At 26.9% G+C, this 18,755-nt stretch carries 11 protein-coding genes and 2 tRNA genes; 3 read left to right on the top strand and 10 right to left on the bottom strand.

From position 1 onward, the window contains the following. Positions 1-38 precede the first annotated feature (38 nt). The 7 genes from ABGF48_RS07040 to mgtE (ABGF48_RS07010) all read right to left on the bottom strand — a co-directional run bounded on the left by ABGF48_RS07040 (position 39) and on the right by mgtE (ABGF48_RS07010) (position 8,594). Positions 39-602, bottom strand: a complete 564-nt coding sequence (locus ABGF48_RS07040; protein WP_408105630.1) for a hypothetical protein — start codon at positions 600-602, stop codon at positions 39-41. A gap of 120 nt (positions 603-722) precedes the next feature. Beyond that, positions 723-1,769, bottom strand: coding sequence for a threonine aldolase family protein (locus tag ABGF48_RS07035; protein WP_408105629.1), 1,047 nt, complete (start codon positions 1,767-1,769; stop codon positions 723-725). A gap of 1 nt (position 1,770) precedes the next feature. Continuing rightward, positions 1,771-2,406: a ComF family protein gene (locus ABGF48_RS07030; protein WP_408105628.1), complete on the bottom strand. Its 636-nt coding sequence runs from the start codon at positions 2,404-2,406 to the stop codon at positions 1,771-1,773. Further along, complete coding sequence (recD2, locus tag ABGF48_RS07025) at positions 2,399-4,615, bottom strand: SF1B family DNA helicase RecD2 (RefSeq protein WP_408105627.1); 2,217 nt, start codon at positions 4,613-4,615, stop codon at positions 2,399-2,401. Before recD2 ends, ABGF48_RS07030 begins: the two co-directional genes overlap by 8 nt. Before the next feature lies 1 nt (position 4,616). Then, positions 4,617-5,891, bottom strand: a complete 1,275-nt coding sequence (gene murA / locus ABGF48_RS07020) for a UDP-N-acetylglucosamine 1-carboxyvinyltransferase (protein ID WP_408105626.1) — start codon at positions 5,889-5,891, stop codon at positions 4,617-4,619. 9 nt (positions 5,892-5,900) lie between these two features. Beyond that, positions 5,901-7,241 (bottom strand): magnesium transporter, encoded by a 1,341-nt coding sequence (gene mgtE / locus ABGF48_RS07015; RefSeq protein WP_408105625.1) that lies wholly within the window; start codon positions 7,239-7,241, stop codon positions 5,901-5,903. A 9-nt stretch (positions 7,242-7,250) separates the two neighbouring features. Continuing rightward, positions 7,251-8,594: a magnesium transporter gene (mgtE, locus tag ABGF48_RS07010; RefSeq protein ID WP_408105624.1), complete on the bottom strand. Its 1,344-nt coding sequence runs from the start codon at positions 8,592-8,594 to the stop codon at positions 7,251-7,253. Between the two features lie 115 nt (positions 8,595-8,709). Between mgtE (ABGF48_RS07010) and ABGF48_RS07005 the strand changes: the two genes are divergently transcribed. After that, positions 8,710-8,799: transfer RNA gene (locus ABGF48_RS07005), tRNA-Ser, on the top strand. Positions 8,800-8,808: 9 nt separating this feature from the next. After that, positions 8,809-8,884 (top strand) — tRNA-Thr (locus ABGF48_RS07000). Positions 8,885-9,265: 381 nt separating this feature from the next. On the opposite strand, the gene ABGF48_RS06995 is transcribed toward ABGF48_RS07000, so the two are convergent. Continuing rightward, the gene (locus tag ABGF48_RS06995; RefSeq protein WP_408105623.1) at positions 9,266-10,891 is read right to left on the bottom strand and encodes a glycoside hydrolase family 13 protein; all 1,626 of its coding nucleotides are present in this window, start codon (positions 10,889-10,891) and stop codon (positions 9,266-9,268) included. Positions 10,892-11,002: 111 nt separating this feature from the next. On the opposite strand from ABGF48_RS06995, the gene ABGF48_RS06990 reads away from it, so the two are divergent. After that, positions 11,003-12,364, top strand: coding sequence for a sugar ABC transporter substrate-binding protein (locus ABGF48_RS06990; RefSeq protein ID WP_408105622.1), 1,362 nt, complete (start codon positions 11,003-11,005; stop codon positions 12,362-12,364). Between the two features lie 70 nt (positions 12,365-12,434). Here ABGF48_RS06990 and ABGF48_RS06985 read toward each other — a convergent pair whose 3' ends face one another. Further along, positions 12,435-13,112: an LptM family lipoprotein gene (locus ABGF48_RS06985; RefSeq protein ID WP_408105621.1), complete on the bottom strand. Its 678-nt coding sequence runs from the start codon at positions 13,110-13,112 to the stop codon at positions 12,435-12,437. 270 nt (positions 13,113-13,382) lie between these two features. Then, the gene (locus tag ABGF48_RS06980) at positions 13,383-18,752 is read right to left on the bottom strand and encodes a S8 family serine peptidase (protein WP_408105620.1); all 5,370 of its coding nucleotides are present in this window, start codon (positions 18,750-18,752) and stop codon (positions 13,383-13,385) included. Positions 18,753-18,755: the final 3 nt, after the last annotated feature.

The following is an 18,755-nucleotide window of genomic DNA, read 5'->3' as shown; positions in this document are numbered from 1 at the left end:
AAATAACATTTTTTTATTTTGTAATAGCTTTTTTTATATTAATCAAATATAAATGATTTAATTGTAAGAGTATTATTTTCAAATCCAAATTTAACTTTTAAACCACCGTCATCTATATTTATTATTTCCCCATAATTATCTTGTGTTTTATATTTAAAATCTAAATCCATTAAAAAATTATTTTCATCTATATACTCTATTTCATCTATATTATTTTCATTTAAATTTTGAACCACTTTCTCTCCAGTCATTGTAAAACCTGTAGAAAAGGTATTAAACGTAGCTATAGCACGAGTTCTTAGATTTGGTGGTAATATACTTATCTCTTCTTCATAAAGTTTATCTTTAGATTTTAATTCAAAAATTTCCTTCAAAGCAGCATTTGCTATATCTAAAGATTTTTTCTTAACATCTTCATTTAATACATGTTTTTCTTTATCATACCATAAGTAGTTAACTTTTTCTTTTATTATTTTAACTTCTCTTTTTGTTTCAACATTTATTGACTCTTTTTTTTCAATTTTTTTGTTTTCTAATATTGAACAAGCAGATAATGTTAATATTAAAAAACAAGCCAAAATTATAAATCTATTTTTTTTCAAGTTTACCTCCATTATTTATATACTTATATTATAAACGATATAGAATATAAATAAAAATTTAGCGAATATGTTTTTTTAGGCTCTACAATAAATAGTGTTGGTAGATAAAATTCACCTTCACTACTTGTGCCCTATGGTTATTTGACAAAGACCCTCTAAAACTCTATCTAATTCAACAATTTCTGATTCGTTTGTATTCCATGTAGTAACAAATCTGCAAATTCCTCTTTTACCATCTACATCATCATACTGATAAATAAATTTTTCTGATAACTCTTCATGTAATTCTTTAGTTAATTCTACAAAAATTAGATTGGCTTCTGCCCTGTATATAATAGGAATATTATATTTTTCAAATACTGAAACAAGTTTTTGCGCCATGTCTACAGCATTTTTTGCAATTTTGAAAAATAAGCCATTTTCAAACATAGATTTAAATTGAATACCAAATAAGAATCCTTTTGCTAGTAATGCCCCTCTTTGTTTTATTACCATCCTTGCATAAATATCTTTTAATGAATCATTTACAAAAACTAATGCTTCTCCAAACATAAAACCATTTTTAGTTCCACCAATTGTAAAAGCATCCAAATACTTAGGAAGATCTGAAAATTCCAAATCAGAATATTTAGACATAATTGCATTTGCAATTCTTGCTCCATCCATGAATAAGTATAAATTATATTCTGAACAATAATTATGTAGTTCTTCTAGTTCTGATCTTGTATATACAGTTCCTAACTCAGTTGCATTTGAAATATAAACAACTTTTGGCTTAGAATTATATTCGTGCGAATGAGATTTTAATGCCTTTTCTATTTCGTTTACAGTCATTTTCCCATTATTCTCATTTACTAAAACTATCTGATGTCCTACAGCCTCAATTGATGCATTTTCAGTATTTACAATATGTCCAGTATTAACAGATATCACACTTTCATGCCTATTCACCGACATCATTAATCCTATTACATTAGCAATCGTGCCACCATGAACAAAATGTATTTCTACATCTTGATTTTGTAAATTATCTTTAATAATTGAAATTGCTTCATTTACTAATTCATCCTTTGAATATCCACAAAATTTTTCGTTTTGATATTTTTGTAAATCTTCTAATATTTTAGGGTGTGACACTTCGTTATAATCATTTAAGAAACTAATCATTTTAATTTTCCTCGTTTTCAATTTTACTTGATGCTATTGCCATAAAAGTTAAATTAACATCATAATTATTTAATATTTCTTTTGTTATTGCAGAAAAAGTCGATCCCGTAGTTACGACATCGTCTATTATCAATAACTTTTTATTTACTAAATCTAATCCATCTTTTATTTTAAAACTATTTAATAAATTTGTAAATCTATCTTTTCTGTCTAATTTATTTTGATGTTTTGTGGTATGCTGTTTTTCTAAAACATCAATAAATTTTATATTTGCTACCTTAGAAAATTCTTCTGCTAATAATTTTGATTGATTATATCCTCTGTCAAATTCATCTATCGAATACATAGGAACATATGAAACATAATCAAATTCTAATTTTTCCTTTTTATAAAATTTATATAAAATCTCACATAATGGTTTTACAAGATATGTATCACTACTATACTTAAAATTTTTAATGATACTTTTTATGTAATTATTGTAAAATAATGGATATAAACATTCTGAGTATTCTATGTTTCTTTTACCTTCAATAAACTCTAATTTTTCCGTACATTCATCACAAATATATGAATCCGTCTTATTTTGTTTACACAAATAACAATATTCTTTTGAAAAAAATAAAAAATCAAACATAAAATTCCTCTATTTTTAATTTCGCTTTTCTTAGACTATAATCCAAAGATGAATTTCGTGGATTTTTATAAGTATTTTCAATCATTTTGTTCATAATATTTTTATTACCAACAAGTACCACTAAACTTTTCCCTCTTGTAATTCCAGTATATAAAATATTTCTAGTTAGTAACATATATGGCGCACTAGCCATTGGAATAACAACAATTGGAAATTCTGAACCTTGAGATTTATGTATCGTCGCTGTATAAGCTAAAACTATTTCATTAAACTCTTTCATTGTATATGTTACAATTTTATCATCAAAATTCGCCTCAATCGTGTTATTATCTAAGAATACATTCCTAATATAGCCTATATCTCCATTATACAAGCCTTTTGTAGTATTTAAATTTTTATCTTTTAATTCAATATCATAATTATTTTTAATTTGCATTATTTTATCATTTTCTCTAAAAATAAAATCAGAAAATTTAATTTCAGATTTATTAAATTGTGGCTCATTAAGTTTATTTTGCAACTCTTTATTTATTGAATCTACTCCACAAACACCTTTTCTAGTAGCAGTTAATACCTGAATATCTGTTAAAGGATTCACTCCATAATGTGCTGGCAATCTATTTACAACTAAATCTACGACTGTATGCAATGTATCAACATCATTTTTTGTTGTAACAAAGAAGAAATCTTTATTTTTTTCATTCAAAATTGGCATTTGTCCTTTATTTATTAAATGTGCATTTTTAACTATATTAGAATCCTCTCCCTGTCTGAAAATCAAATCTAATTTAATAGTTGGTATTACTTCTGAATTTATCATATCATTTAAGATATTACCTGGTCCAACACTTGGAAGCTGATCAGAATCTCCAACAAAAATAATTATAGTATTATCTTTTACTGCCTTTAATAAATTATCCATAAGGTATAAATCAACCATTGACACTTCATCAACTATTATAAGTTCGTAGTCTAAAGGATTAGTTTCATTATATTCAAGCATAATATCTTCATCTAATGATTTATATCCTAAAAGTCTATGAATAGTAGATGCCGTATCTCCTGTTGATTCTTCCATTCTTTTTGCCGCTCTTCCAGTTGGTGCACATAATACATACTTCATTTTCAAATTTTTTACAATTGAAATAATCGCTTTTATAATTGTAGTTTTTCCTGTACCTGGCCCACCTGTAATTATTAACATTTTTTCAATTATTGCTGTAGAAATAGCTTTTTTTTGCATTTCAGAATAATTAATTTTTTCTATTTTTTCTATATATTCTATTTCATCTTCAATATTAACTTCTTTTAATGTACTATTCGCATATAATAAATTTATAAGTCTATTCGTGATATCTATCTCTAAATCATATATATAACTACTGTAAATTAATATTTTTCCATCAATTGAAACTTTTTTTATATTATCAGAAAATATTAAAAATGGAATTTGATTTTCAATTAAAATTTTATCTATATTCAATAATTTAGTTGCATTAATTATAAGATTTTCGTATTCTAAATAACAATTTCCTTCTCTATTTGCTGCTTCATTTAAAACATAAATTATACCAGCTCTTATCCTAAACTCTGAATCAAATTTTACACCTATAATTCTTGCAATTTTATCAGCTGTTGGAAAACCTATCCCTCTAATATCATCAACAAGTTGATAAGGATTTTGCTCTATAATCTCTATTGTATTATTTTTATATTTAGCATAAATATCTGAAACAAGTTTATTACCAATATTAAATTTTTGTAAATACATCGATACTTCTCTACTATCTTGAAGATTAATAATACTTTCATGTATTTTTTTAACAGTTTTTTTTCCAATTCCACTTATTTGTAAAAGTTTCTCAGGCTCTTCAGATAGAATCCTTATGGTGTCTTCTCCAAATAATTTTACGATCTCTTTTGCTCTTTTTTTCTTTATATGAGAAATTATACCAGAGCTAAGATATCTCTCTATTTGAGATATTGAACTCGGTATAATTTTTTCATAAGTATTTATTTGAATCTGCTCACCATAACTTTGATGATATACTATATCTCCTTTTAAACTTAGAAGATCTCCAACATTTAAATTTAAAATTTTTCCAACCGCAGTTACATCACCATCATCTGTCTCTAATCTAAATACACTATATAAATTTTCTTCATTTCTATAGATAATATCAATGACTGTACCTTTAATTTCTATCATACTAGTCCTCGATTTTTACTGATTCTATATCCGCTCCTAATTTTTTTAACTTTTCTACAAATTTATAGTATCCTCTATAAATATGATAAACATCATAAACTCTTGTTTCACCTTCGGCAACAAGTCCTGCAAGTACACATGAAGCTCCCGCCCTTAAGTCTGTAGCACGAACATCAGCACCTTTAAGTTTACTTACACCTTTAATTCTAGCCTCATTTCCCTCTGTTATAATTAAAGCCTTCATCTTTTGTAACTCTGTAACATGCATAAATCTGTTTTCAAAAACAGTCTCTTTAACTAGTGAATCTCCATCTGATATAGTTAACAAAGTCATAAATTGTGACTGAACATCGGTTGGTAAGCCTGGATATGGTAAAGTTTTTATATCAGTTGCCTGTAATTTATCTGTCCCTATTACTCTGATTTCATCTTCATCATCGTTAATTTCTACTACACATCCGATTTCTCTTAATTTTGCTATAATTGGAACTAAATGAGATGCAACAACATTTTTAACTAATATATTCCCATTTGTCATTGCTGCTGCAATCATATATGTCGCCGCTTCAATTCTATCAGGCATTACAGAGTGTTCTCCACCTTTTAGTTCTTTAACACCAGTAATTTTTATAGTTCTTGTACCTGCTCCAATTACCTTAGCACCTAATTTATTTAAAAAATTTGCTAAATCAGTAATTTCCGGTTCTTGAGCTGCATTATCAATTGTAGTTACTCCATCAGCCAATATGGCGGCCATTAAGATATTTTCTGTTGCTCCAACTGAAGGAAAATCAAGATAAACATAATTACCTTTTAAGCCATTTTTTGCATTTACATCTATAGCATCTATTCCCATATGAACATCTGCACCCAACGCTTTAAATCCTTTTAAGTGCAAATCAACTGGTCTAGCACCAATACTGCATCCTCCAGGCATATAAGTCACAGATTTTCCAAATCTTGATAGAAGTGGACCAGTCACAACAAATGACGCCCTCATCTTATTCATTAATTCATAAGGTGTGATATAGTCTGAAATTTCATCATTTTTAATCCTATATGTTCTATCATCTAATTGTTCAATCTTTGAACCTAAATATTTCAAAACGTCCAACATTACCTTTACATCTCTTAACATTGGTAAATTTTTAATTAATACTTCTTCTTTAGTAAGTAATGTTGCTGCCAACAATTTTAAACCTGAATTTTTTGCTCCTTCAATAACAACTTCTCCATTTAAAGGTCCATTTGGTTTAACTTTTATAAATTCTTTCATTCAATTCTCCTAAATTAAAATTAAACTCACAAATATTACATAAATAATTAATGATAATGTATCAACTATTGTAGTAATAAGTGGAGCTGCCATTACAGCAGGATCCATATTAAGCTTTTGAGCTATTATAGGAAGTAATCCTCCTACAGATTTTGCTATCAATATTGTAAATACAAGTGTTAATGACACGGTTAAAGCAATGTCTGCACTTCCACCGAAAATAATTATTCTAATATAATTAAACAATGCAAGTCCAATACCTACGATTAAAGATACCCCCAATTCTTTCACAAAAACTCTTGGGTAATCTTTTATCTCTATTTCTCCGATTGATAGCCCACGAATAACAATAGTCGATGATTGTGATCCTGCATTTCCACCAGTACCAATGATCATAGGTAAAAATGCTATAACCCCTGTAACTGCTGTAAGTATTTGTTCGTATTTACTAATTATCGAACCTGTAATTGTAGCTGTAAGTAACAATATAATCAACCACACAAATCTATTCTTTGCAATTTCTAATACAGAAGATTTTAAATAAGGTTTTTCTGATGGTGTCATAGCAGCCATCAACTCAAAGTCTTCTGTGCTTTCTTCTTGCATAACGTCAACGGCGTCATCAAATGTAACTACCCCTACTAATCTCTTTTCATTATCCACAACTGGGATAGCCAAAAATCCATATTTCTTAAATAATTTTGCAATATCTTCCTGGTCGTCAAATGTATTTGCATAAATTACATCTTCTTCCATTAATGTTTCTACAACTACACTTTCATCATTTTTCAAAATAGTTCTTATGGACAAATATCCTTCAAGTTTTCTACTTTCATCAGTAATATACAAAGTATAAACTGTTTCACTCTTCATACCTACTTTTCTAATACGTTCTAATGTTTGTCCAACAGTCATACTTTTTTTTATATCTATAAATTCTGCTGTCATTATTGAACCAGCAGATTCTTCAGGATATTGTAAATATTGATTGATTATATTTCTCTTTTCAGGATTAATATCTTTCATGACTCTTTTAACAATATTTGCTGGCAATTCCTCAAGCATATCAACAAAGTCATCGATATACAAATCATCAACAATTTCTGTTAATTCTACATTAGTCATTAAATTTAATAAGTATAACTTCATATCTGGATCAAAGTAAGCAAATACTTCCGATGCTATATCTTTAGGTAATATCCTAAAAACAGCCAAAGTCTGAACTTCATCGATTTCTTCTATAAATTCAGCAATATCCGCTTCATTATATTTCATTAATTCTTCTCTAAGTTGTTTTGCATTTTTTTCTTTAAGAAGATTTAATAAAAATTCTCTGTTATCTTTTTCCATAAAATCCTCCTAAAGCAATAATAATTTTGCGATTGTAAAATAAACAAATAAAGACATAGAATCAACTATTGTAGTCAACAATGGTGCTGCCATAATTGTTGGATCCCATTTTAATAATGTAGCTCCTACTGGCAATAATGCACCTATCAATTTTGAAATTATAATTGTAATTAAAAGTGATAACGAAACAGACAATGCCATCATCGTGCTAACTCCACCAAATAAGATTATTCTAACAAAATTTATACCAGCCAACCCAACACCTACTAAAAGTGCAATCATAAACTCTTTTGCCAAGATTTTAGGTGTATCACTTAATTCAATTTCACCAATTGAAAGCCCACGAATAATCGTAGTAGATGACTGTGATCCAGCATTTCCAGCGGAATCAGTCAGCATAGGCATAAAAGCAACTAATCCAGTTAAAGCTGTGATTACATCATTAAAACTATTAATTACAAATTGTGATAAAGTCGATGACATCATAAGTAATAGAAGCCATAAAAATCTCATCTTAGATAACTCAAATATCGAGGTGTCCAAATATTTATTTTCATTAGGAGTAATAGCTGCCATCTTAGAAAAATCTTCTTCTGTTTCCTCATTCAATACCTGAATAGCATCATCAAATGTAACTACCCCAACTAATTTTTTTTCTTTATCTACAACTGGAATAGTCAGAAATTCGTACTTATCAATTAATTTTGCAACTTCTTCTTTATCATCAGTAGTTTCAACATAAACAACATTTTCATTTAATATATCACTAATTTTAGTATCAGGCTGATTTATTAACATTTCTCTAATTTCAACATATCCCTTTAAGACATTATTATTATCAGTAATATATAAAGTATAAAAAGATTCATCTAATAAATCTAACTTTCTCATTTTTTTTAATATATCTTGAATCGTCCTATTCTCATTAACAGAAAAAAAGGCTGATGTCATTATAGAACCTGCCGAATCTTTAGGATAATTTAAATATTCATTTATTAAATTTCTTTTTTCTCCTTTAAGATTTCGCATGATTTTATTTACAATGCTATTAGGCATTTCTTCAAGTAAATCAACCATATCATCGATATATAATTTATCTACCAATTCTACAGTTTCATAACTAGTCATAGCTGAAATAAACTGTTCTTGTACATCAGACTCTAAATATGAAAAAGTCTCTATTGCAATTGCTTCAGGCAATAATCTAAAAATTGCTAAAGCCTCCAATTTATCAATATCTTGCAAAAATTCGGCGATATCAACTTCATTAAACTTTATTAAATTATCTTTTAGTTCTCTATAATTATTGATTTTTAACAATCTCAATAATTCAACTTTATTTTCTTCATTCATAATAAACTCCACAGTATTTCCTATATTAATAATACCATATCAATACCAAAAATTCATTTATAAACTACTTTTAAAACACGTTCATAAATGATATAATATTTTATATAAGTGGAGTGGAAAGGTACCGAAGTGGTCATAACGGGGCGGCCTCGAAAACCGTTGGAGTGTCAAACTCACATGGGTTCAAATCCCATCCTTTCCGCCAATTTAATATGCTGGAATGGCTCAATTGGTAGAGCTACTGAATCGTAATCAGTGGGTTGCGGGTTCAAATCCTGTTTCCAGCACCATTTTTATAATATAAACGTGTACTTTTACACGTTTATTTTTTTTGTAATAGTCAAAATTTATATACAAAATTCTCTTTTATACTAAAGCAGGGTAGAAAATAAAGAATTTATTTTTTATTCCATACTTTCCCAGAGGCAAAATACGGTAGTTTTTCTCATTTTTGCTTTTTCTTCCATATTTTTCAAAACAGTAGATATTAAACTACTACCTATAAGCTGGACACATAAAATTACATTTTAACAGTATATATTAAATGGTAATACCAAAAATTATACAGTCAAATGTAATAAATTTTCTAAAAATTATTAGTAATAATGTCTATTTAAGGTTAAGAAAATGGCTGTTTCATATTATAAAAGTCAATATGCAACAGCCATTTTCTAAATAATATTAAATATTTCAATTTCAAAATTTTCATTAATTTTCAAAGTAATTTTAGAATCATCAATATATCTTTCAACAATTAAACATTCATCTTTGGAATATATCTTAATATCTCCATTTTTTAGCAATTTATTTTCAGCTTTTATTTTTAATAATTTCTTTAATTCATCCATAAATTCTATATCCCATTCATCCTTATTCCAATTGAAAGTTCTTCTTGAATCAGGATCAAATCCTCCTTCCATTTTAATTTCAGTTCCATAATAAATCATGGAAGCTCCCGGGAAAAATGTCATTAAGGCAATAGCTGATAACATTTTTTTCCTATCTTTTTTTACCTGAGTAAAGAATCGCAAAGTATCATGAGAATCTAAAAGATTTAACATCATATTATTTATCTGAGTCTTATTTCTAATTAAAATTGTATTTAACTTATTTGACATATCCTCAGCACTTATATTGCCCCATGCAAAATAATCTAAACAAGATTTTGTAAATGCATAATTCATTATTGAATCAAATTGATCTCCTTGTAAAAACGGATATGAATTATGCCAAGACTCCCCAATTATTGCGATATCTTCATTAATAGATTTGATTTCTTTTCTAAATTGTCTCCAAAAATCATGTGACAATTCATCAGAAACATCAAGTCTCCATCCATCTATACCAATTTCGTTTGTCCAATATTTTGCAACATTTAATAAAAATTCTGATACTTCTGGATTAGACGTATTAAACTTTGGCATATATGAAACAGAAGCAAAAGTCTCATAATTCACATTTTCCATATCAGGATAATCACCGTCAATTATAAACCAATTATGATATTTTGATTTCAGACCATTTTTCTTAACATCGTCAAATTGCATTAACTGATCCGAACAATGATTAAATACAGCATCTAAAACTATCTTTATCCCTAAATCATGAGCTTTATCAACCAATTCTTTCAAAACTTTTTTACTACCAAAATGTTTATCAACTTCAAAAAAATCATTTATATCATATTTATGATTTGAAATTGATGAAAATATTGGTGTTAAATAAATTACATTAACTCCTAAAGATTTTATATATTCTAATTTTTCAATAATACCTTTTAAATCTCCCCCGGCAAAACTTTTAGGATTAGGTTTATCTCCCCATTTAAGATTAATATATGATTTATCTTTTTCTTTATCTCCGATTAGAAATCTATCTATAAAAATTTGATAGAAAACTGCATTTTTCAACCATTTAACTTCTTTATGAATATCAATTTCATTGATATAAGGTATTTGAAAAAAATTATAAAAACTATTGAAAAAATCATATTTTTCAGTTAATCCATCCTCGCTATAATAATATGTTTTATCATTTTCAATAATCTTAAAAATATAAGCAAACCTTTTATCTTCAACATCAATTGTAGATTCAAAATAACAAAAAAATTCATCCTCATATTTTATATGCATTTCTATTTCAGTTTGTTCATTTTGATAATCATATTTTTTACCATAAACTAGGTAAACTTTTAAATCATCAAACTTACTAACTCTTAGTCTTATTACTATTTTATTATTTTCCATCGCAAATGAATAATTTGATTCATGTTCATGAAAAATTGCTGTAATATTCATATTTCCTCCGAAATCTTTTAATTAAATATGTTAACTATAATTATATCAAATTTGCAAAATTATTTTAATAGTTGTACAATTCTTATATAAATAAATAAAATAGGAGATGATATGAAAAAACAAAATAAAGTATTGGCATTTTTACTAATATTTATATTATGTTTAACTGCATGTTCCAAATCTGTTAAAATAGATGAAACAAAAAAAGAAGTAAAGAAAGATAATAATCTAAAAGGAACAATTTCTATAACAGCTGATAAAAATTGGATCCCTTATTATGAAAAAATTATAAAAAAAATCATTAAAGAAAATCCTGATGCAAAAATAAACATAAAGGAAATATCAGCATTTGAAGTGCTTAATGTGTTAAACACAGACATGTTAAACCCTGATGCTCCAGATGTGTTTGCATTTCCTTTAGATAAATTTTCTAGTCTATACACTAAAAATATTTTAGCTCCCATTCCTTCAGAAAAAATAGCAAATAAACTTGGTGGTTTTGAAAATTTTGATAAAGGTTTAGCTGGAAATGTAAAAATTAATAATGAATATTATGGTTTTCCTTTCAATTTAGAAACTTTAATATCTTATGTAAATACAAAAAATGCAAAATCCGAAAAAATTGATTTAAATAAAAAAATAGAATTTACTAAATTAAATGATAAAGATAACATTCTTTTACCAATTTATGAAGGATGGTATGCTGCAGCATTAAATAATGCTGGAAATATAAATTTATTAAATCTAGACGGAGGAAAATTTACTTCTGATTATGCCATTGAATATAAAAACTTAGATAAAAATAAAAAACAAGTATTTGATGCCATATTTAATTACTGGAAAAAACATGACGAATCAGGAAGTGGATTACTTAACCCTAAAACAAGCTATAAATATATATCTAAAAATTTTAGTACAGAAAAAAAAGGTGTTGTGATGATAGATGGACCATGGGCGACATCTATAAATAAGACATTATCAAATGAAATAAATAAGGGAAATGTTAATGTATATCCTCTATCTAATACAACCATATTTAACAAAACTCTTTCTCATTGGAAGAGTGGCTGGGCTTTAGGAATTAACTCTAGAATTGAAGATAAAAAAGAAGAAAAAAAATTAGCTATAAAATTAATCGAAGAAATTATTAACCCCAAAAATGCTATAGAATTATATAAATATACAGGTAAAATATTAGAAAATGTTAGCTATAAAACTTATGAAGAATCTGACCTTACAAAAAATGATAAAGAGATAATAAAAAATGTAATTGATTCCTATTCAGAATCAAAACAAAAACCTTTATTTAGGGAATACGGTGAAGTATGGGAAATATGGAAAACATCTATTTTATCATGGAATTCTATAAAACCTAAAACATCCGAAGAAGCTTATAAAGAATTAAATAATTCTTTTTCATCATTGATAAAAAAACTTAATACTGAAAGAATGAATAAATTTAAATTAAAATAAAAAATTCCACTTAAGAAGTTGTAAGCTTGAACCCAAGCAATTACAATTATCATAAGTGGAATTTATTTTATTATTTTAAAACTTCTTTTATATCTCCACCATTAAATGTAACCATTACATGTGAAACATTAAATAATATTTCTGCAACAGCTGCATTTTCTTCTGGTGAATTACCAAATACAACTACTATATCTTTTGATGTAAAGTCTTTTAAGCTATCATTTTTAAAATCTTTAATTTTTCTAGATTTTACAGCTTTTAATGCTTCTGCCCCATTAATATTTACAGCGCCATCAACTGTCTTTTCTCCAAAAGATTTAGCATCTCTTGTATCAACAACTTTTACATTTTTAACTTTTTCCATTAATTTTTGATATCCTTGAGCTGATAATGGGAACCCTACTTTAATTCCTAACATTTCTAAATCTTTATCAAATGTTAATTTATCACCTTGAATCTTTGCAGGATCAATCTTAAATTCATATTTATTCCCCATTGATAGTGCTGGGTGATATTTTGAACTTAATTCATATATTTCAAATGTTTTATTATCATTTGTTGCAATAGCATGTTTATCATCTATAGCTACTGATATATATTTTTTTTCTGCAGGATTTTCTGCTTTTGTTTCTTCTTGAATTGTTTCTTTTGATGTTTCCTTCATTGTTTCTTTTTTTGTAGTTGAACCACAAGCAACTAAAGAAAACACTAAAACTAAAGCCAAAATTGAGCTTATAATTTTTTTCATAAATTCCTCCTAAAATATTATATTCATACACAAGATATGATATCACAAAATACATTTTTTTTAAATTAAATAATATAAAAAAGTGCTAAGACTTAAATCGGCTCTACAATAAATAGTGTTGGTGGATAAAATTCACCTTCACTACTTGTGCCCTATGGGTATTTGACAAAAAAATAAAAATCTTCCTGATTAAGTTTATATTACCTTAATCAGAAAGATTTTCATACACAAAATTTGTTACATTCTCAAATTTGTGGGTACTATTTTTTATTAATATTGTTTAATTTTATAGTATTGTTCTGTTGTATTTTTTATATTTTCATGTTTCTTATCTGATTGATCAGTTTCATTTTTCTCATGTTCATCATGACCATCTTGGTCTTCATGATCATTATGTTCTTCATGATCATTATGTTCTTCTTTTACTTCAAATGTAACAGATTCTTCTTGCTTAAATTCTTCAGTTTTAATTTTTTTATCTAATAATTTTTCTTGAGAACTTTTAACATCATCTAATTTCAAATTATCCTTATATTTAACTTGATTTGTTTCTTTATCTACCATTTCTTTATCATCTGTAACCTTATAAATGAAGATTGATTTTTCAGTAGAATAATTTGCCAAATCAGTAGCTTTAAGTTTAATTTCGTTTTTACCTGGTTTTAATTTAAATGTATATTCTTTTTCAATTTTTACCCCTGGTTTTTCAAACGTTAATATAGCCTTATTTACTTTATCAAGTAGTGAATCGTTGTGATATAAACTTAATCTTAAAGAATTATCTTCTGAAACAACTTTTACAGTTACTTCATCACTATCCAATTTTCTTTCGATTACTTCATAAGAAAGATTTGGTCTTAATTTATCATATAACACTCTTCTTTCTATACTTGATTCCAGTTTTTTATCTGTAATCGCTTTTACTTGAATATTTGTGTTATAATCTTCAACATTTATCATAGTATCATATCTATATCCCTTACCATTATAAATGTTTTTTGAAGCACTTGTGTATACTATATTATCATCAAAATGCAATTTATCCTTATTCAAAATTATCGGATTCCCCTTAACATTTCCATCATTATCCAATAAACTAATAATCACTTGTTCAACATTATCATCCGGATTAACATATCCTATAAACCCTTTTATGTGAACTTTTCCTCCTCGAGTATTAGTTGTAGATAAAACATCAAGCAATCTAACACTTTCCAAAAATACTCCAGGATATTTTTTATAAGATTTGTCATTATTGATTAATTGGGTTCTATCGTCATCATCAAAACGTCTTGACTCTGGTCCATGAATATGTTTATGATCTGGTTGTAACAATCTATTATTCTCATATTCTTCCCCATATCCAAAAATAATTTCTGCATCCGATTCAATTTTCAAACTTAATTCTATAGAATATGGCGAAATTGAATAAGCATCAATTACCTTACCCTCTGAGACATCCATTGAAAAACCGGATTTGAATAATCTTTTTTCATTACCATTTTGTTTTAATATAACCTTATTAATCTTTTTATTATCTTTTTGATCCCCAAATACCATTTCAATATGTGTTATACCTTGATTTACATCAATAAATGGATTTTCTGAATTTACATTTACTTGTTTGTTATAAAGTTTTACAGTTTTAAATCTTGATAAATCATCCTTATTAAATTTCAATTTTGATTTAATTTTTGAATTATTTTCAGGCATTTCTCCATCTTTTACAAATGTATATACATCCATCTTTAATCCCAAATTAGAAAGTGTAAATTCAACCGTATTATTTTTCTTGTCATATAAAATCTTATATTTATCAGAAAATTGACCATTTATACTACCTTCTGTAATTGCTTCTTCAGTATTTTTCCCTTGTTTTGTTCTCAAAGTTCCTAAATGTTTATTTTTTTGATTAAATACAATTTTTACTCTAACATCTTTTTTCAATGTACCATAAATCGGAGAAGTTACTTCCTCATTATCTACATATAATTTACCATTCTTTTTAATATGATCAATATAATTTAAGAAATTAATAGTATTATAACTTTCATTTTCTCCGGTTTCAATTATCTTGCTATCTGAATTACTTAAATGGTCCACCGCATCGATTTTCACATGAGTTCTATCAGCATAAAAAGGTGTTTCAATTTCTAAATTTTTTGTATCAGAGCCATTTCTATATACCTGAATACCTGAACTATGATCAGGCTTATCAGATACACTATCTAATGGAACGACAATTTTATTATTTTCAATTTTTATTAATTCTTTTTTTGTTAGAAAATCATGTTTATGATCAACAATTTCAATTGTAAAATGCTTCCCATATTTTGTAGATTTAAATTTACTTTCCCCTATTATTTGTTCAGCTATTTTCTTTACATTTTCTATACTGAATTTAGGTACTTCAATATTTTTTGATAATTGATCTATAGGATTTACAATTGGATGATCTTCTTTCTTATCTTCTTTCTTATCTTCTTTTTTAGATTTCTTATCCTTATTAATTCCTGTCCCTGGTGCTTGTCTTAATTGGTCCAAATCTAAACCGTTATCCGAAGAATCATTTGAACTTTGTTCTAAATATTTTATTGAAGTTAAAGTAATTTTTCTTATACCTGATTCATTATCTTGAACAGAAAAATTAACTTTTTTCATTTTTTTATCAATATCATTTTTATATTGTGAAATTTTTATATCATCTGATAATTTAGGTTTTATATTATCTATGACAATTGGATATCTAAATATCTGTTCATTAGAACTTCCTATTCCTTTATTATTTAATTTAACCTTAATTTGATAAAGATATTTTTTACCTGCTTCGGCAAATTTTCCATCAATCCTTCCATCCCACAAAGAGTCTATCATAGGCACGAAACTATTTTTTGATTTTAGTCTGCTCAACTTTCTTACATCATAAGTTTTTCCTATAACTCTTAAAACTTGTTCCGTTTCTGCATCTAATATTGAAAACTCTATTTCCTCCATACTTCTTAAAGGTGCAATCCTTACTAAAACATTTTTAAAGTATTCACTATTAGGGGATAGATATATAGTATTATCAACTATAGGCAATGGTCCACCATCACTTGTCACAAATGATGATGAATTAATATTGTTATCTTTGTTTACAACAAATTGTGCTTTTTCTTGTTTTTTATTATATTCAGGTAAAGCAAATGCATCTATAGCTCTTTGACTTGACCAATCACCATAAAATCCTAAAAATGGAACTGTAATTTCTTCATCTTCTTCCAAACCATTCATAGTATCTATTTTTATATAACCTTCTAAAAAATTATTTTTTTCTAAAGGTGAACTGCTATAATCTAATGTAAAATCGACATTGACCGTTTTCTTTGCAGGTACTATTTTTTCAATTTTTTTCCCATATAATTTGTTTTCTAAAAGCTTAGCTTTTTGTGTTCTACTTCCATTTTCTATCGGTTCATAAATACCTTCATGTGAAATATATAATTTTTTGTCTTTATCAGAATAATTTTGAATTTCTAAACTTACATTAAATTTCTTTTCATTTAATTGTTTTAATTCTAATTTACCATCCTTTACAGTGTCATTTGTTCCAGTAGCTTTAACAGTAAACTCTGTTTTTAATGCCTTACTTAAATTAATTAAGCCTGCCCCCTGTTGTCTAACAAAATAAAATGAATCTTCTTCATTTAATATAGGTGTTGCAGTATTCATCAATAACAATTTAATAAAGTCTGGTGTATTCGGCATATCATTTCTAGTTTTTAGATATTGTTTAACAATAGCCGAAGCACCTGCAACTTGTGGTGCAGCCATTGATGTTCCACTCATATTTTTATAAGTTTCATCTTCTGAAAGAGAATAAACATTTCCTCCAACCGCTGTTATTTCAGGCTTTATTCTTAAATCCGGCGTAGGCCCCCAAGATGAAAATACAGACATTTTATTTGCATTTTCATTATCCACTTCTTTAGGCTGAGTATGAATCGTCAAATAAAATGGTAATTTATCTTTAATTCCAGATAATATATTTTCATAGGTACTATGTTTTATAATACCCACAGTCAAATTACCTGCTTTACCTGTTAAAGTTATCCTTCCTCCTAAATTCTCTGTTTGATTTTTAGTTTTATACATTAAAATTGCTTTAGGTTCCGCAGATGCAATATCCTCTAAAACTTGATTAAAAGTTTTAGCTGCTTCAGTACCCGGATATTCAATTAAGACAATTTTATCTTTAATTTCTTTAGTTTTTTTATTTACTTCTTTTCCGTCTTTTAAGTCTATAATTTGTGCAATTATATCTTTTCCATAATCTTTACTTGCAACTGCCACGTTTAACTGTTCTTTTTGCTTAGGATTTCTTTTTTTACCTTTAAAAGGAGCATTCAAGTTAGTCCATGAAATATTGTACACATATTTTTTATCGTTCTCCATTGCAGCAACAGCAAAAGAATCTTCATTTATTGCTGGATTTGCTATTTCAGAAGTATCATAAATGGATTCTAAAGGTTTTATCCCTACTCCATAAAATCCGTCAGTTATCGTTCCTTCATTTCCCGCAGCTATTGAAATTAATATGCCTGCATCTTTTGCTTTTTTTAATATTTCTATTTCAGGATGATATTTTTTATTTTCATAACTCAAACCTGCCGGAGTACCCAAACTCATATTTATTACATCGGCATTCAACTTAATAGCATCATCCATAGCTTTAATCCATACATCTGTAAAAGTTGTTGGAAATTGAATATCATCAGAAAATACTTTTAATGATAATATCTGAGCATTTGGAGCAACTCCATATCTATTTTCCTTACTGTCATTAGCTCCTATAATACCTGAAACATGCATTCCATGCATTACTCCATAAGAATCGAATAAATTATGATTATTATCATAATAATTATACCCGTAAGGAACTTTATCTGTATAAAATTTACCTTTTAAATTTTTTTCTTGTATTAATTTTTCAATATTTTTTTTATTATATTTTGCTTTATCTTTAGCTGATTGATCTAAAACTAATGCACTATGTCTGACATCAATACCTGAATCAATAACAGCAACAACCATCCCTTCACCTTTGTATTTCTGATTTTCCCATACCTGATTTGCCCCTACAATTTGTTGAGCATTTGAAATTAACGGTCTGTTAAACTCTTGTGAAATATAAACATTTTTTACTTCAGGGTTGTTTTCTAATTTTGATAGTTCCGCCCCCTTTGTTGTAAATGCAACCCCATTTATTGCAGTATCATAATTTAATACTTTATCTTTTATTTCAACATCTTTTTTTAATTCTTTTATAAATTTATCTTGCTCTTCTTTAATCTCTTTTTTTCTGGAACTTTTTTCAGATTCACTTAAATCTGAAAATTTTTTATCTTGCTTATTTGCTGCGTCTAAAAGAGAATCTTTCTTTAACTCTACAATTACTCTTACATCTTTTTTTTCTGATTCTTCTTTTTCTTTCTTTAATTTATCAATTTCTTTCTTAAATTCAGAATCTCCATTATCAGATATAGTATCTATTGATTCTTTTCTATCATTTATATCTTCCGCATATACATGATTTATATTTACAGAAGATGCTAAAATTGAAACTGATAATAAGAATGCTAAAAATCTTAATTTTTTCATATA

Origin of the sequence: Helcococcus bovis (genome assembly GCF_046035835.1) — a bacterium.
In the GTDB taxonomy this organism is placed as follows: Bacteria; Bacillota; Clostridia; order Tissierellales; family Peptoniphilaceae; genus Helcococcus; species Helcococcus bovis.
This window is presented reverse-complemented; position numbering and strand designations above follow the sequence as displayed.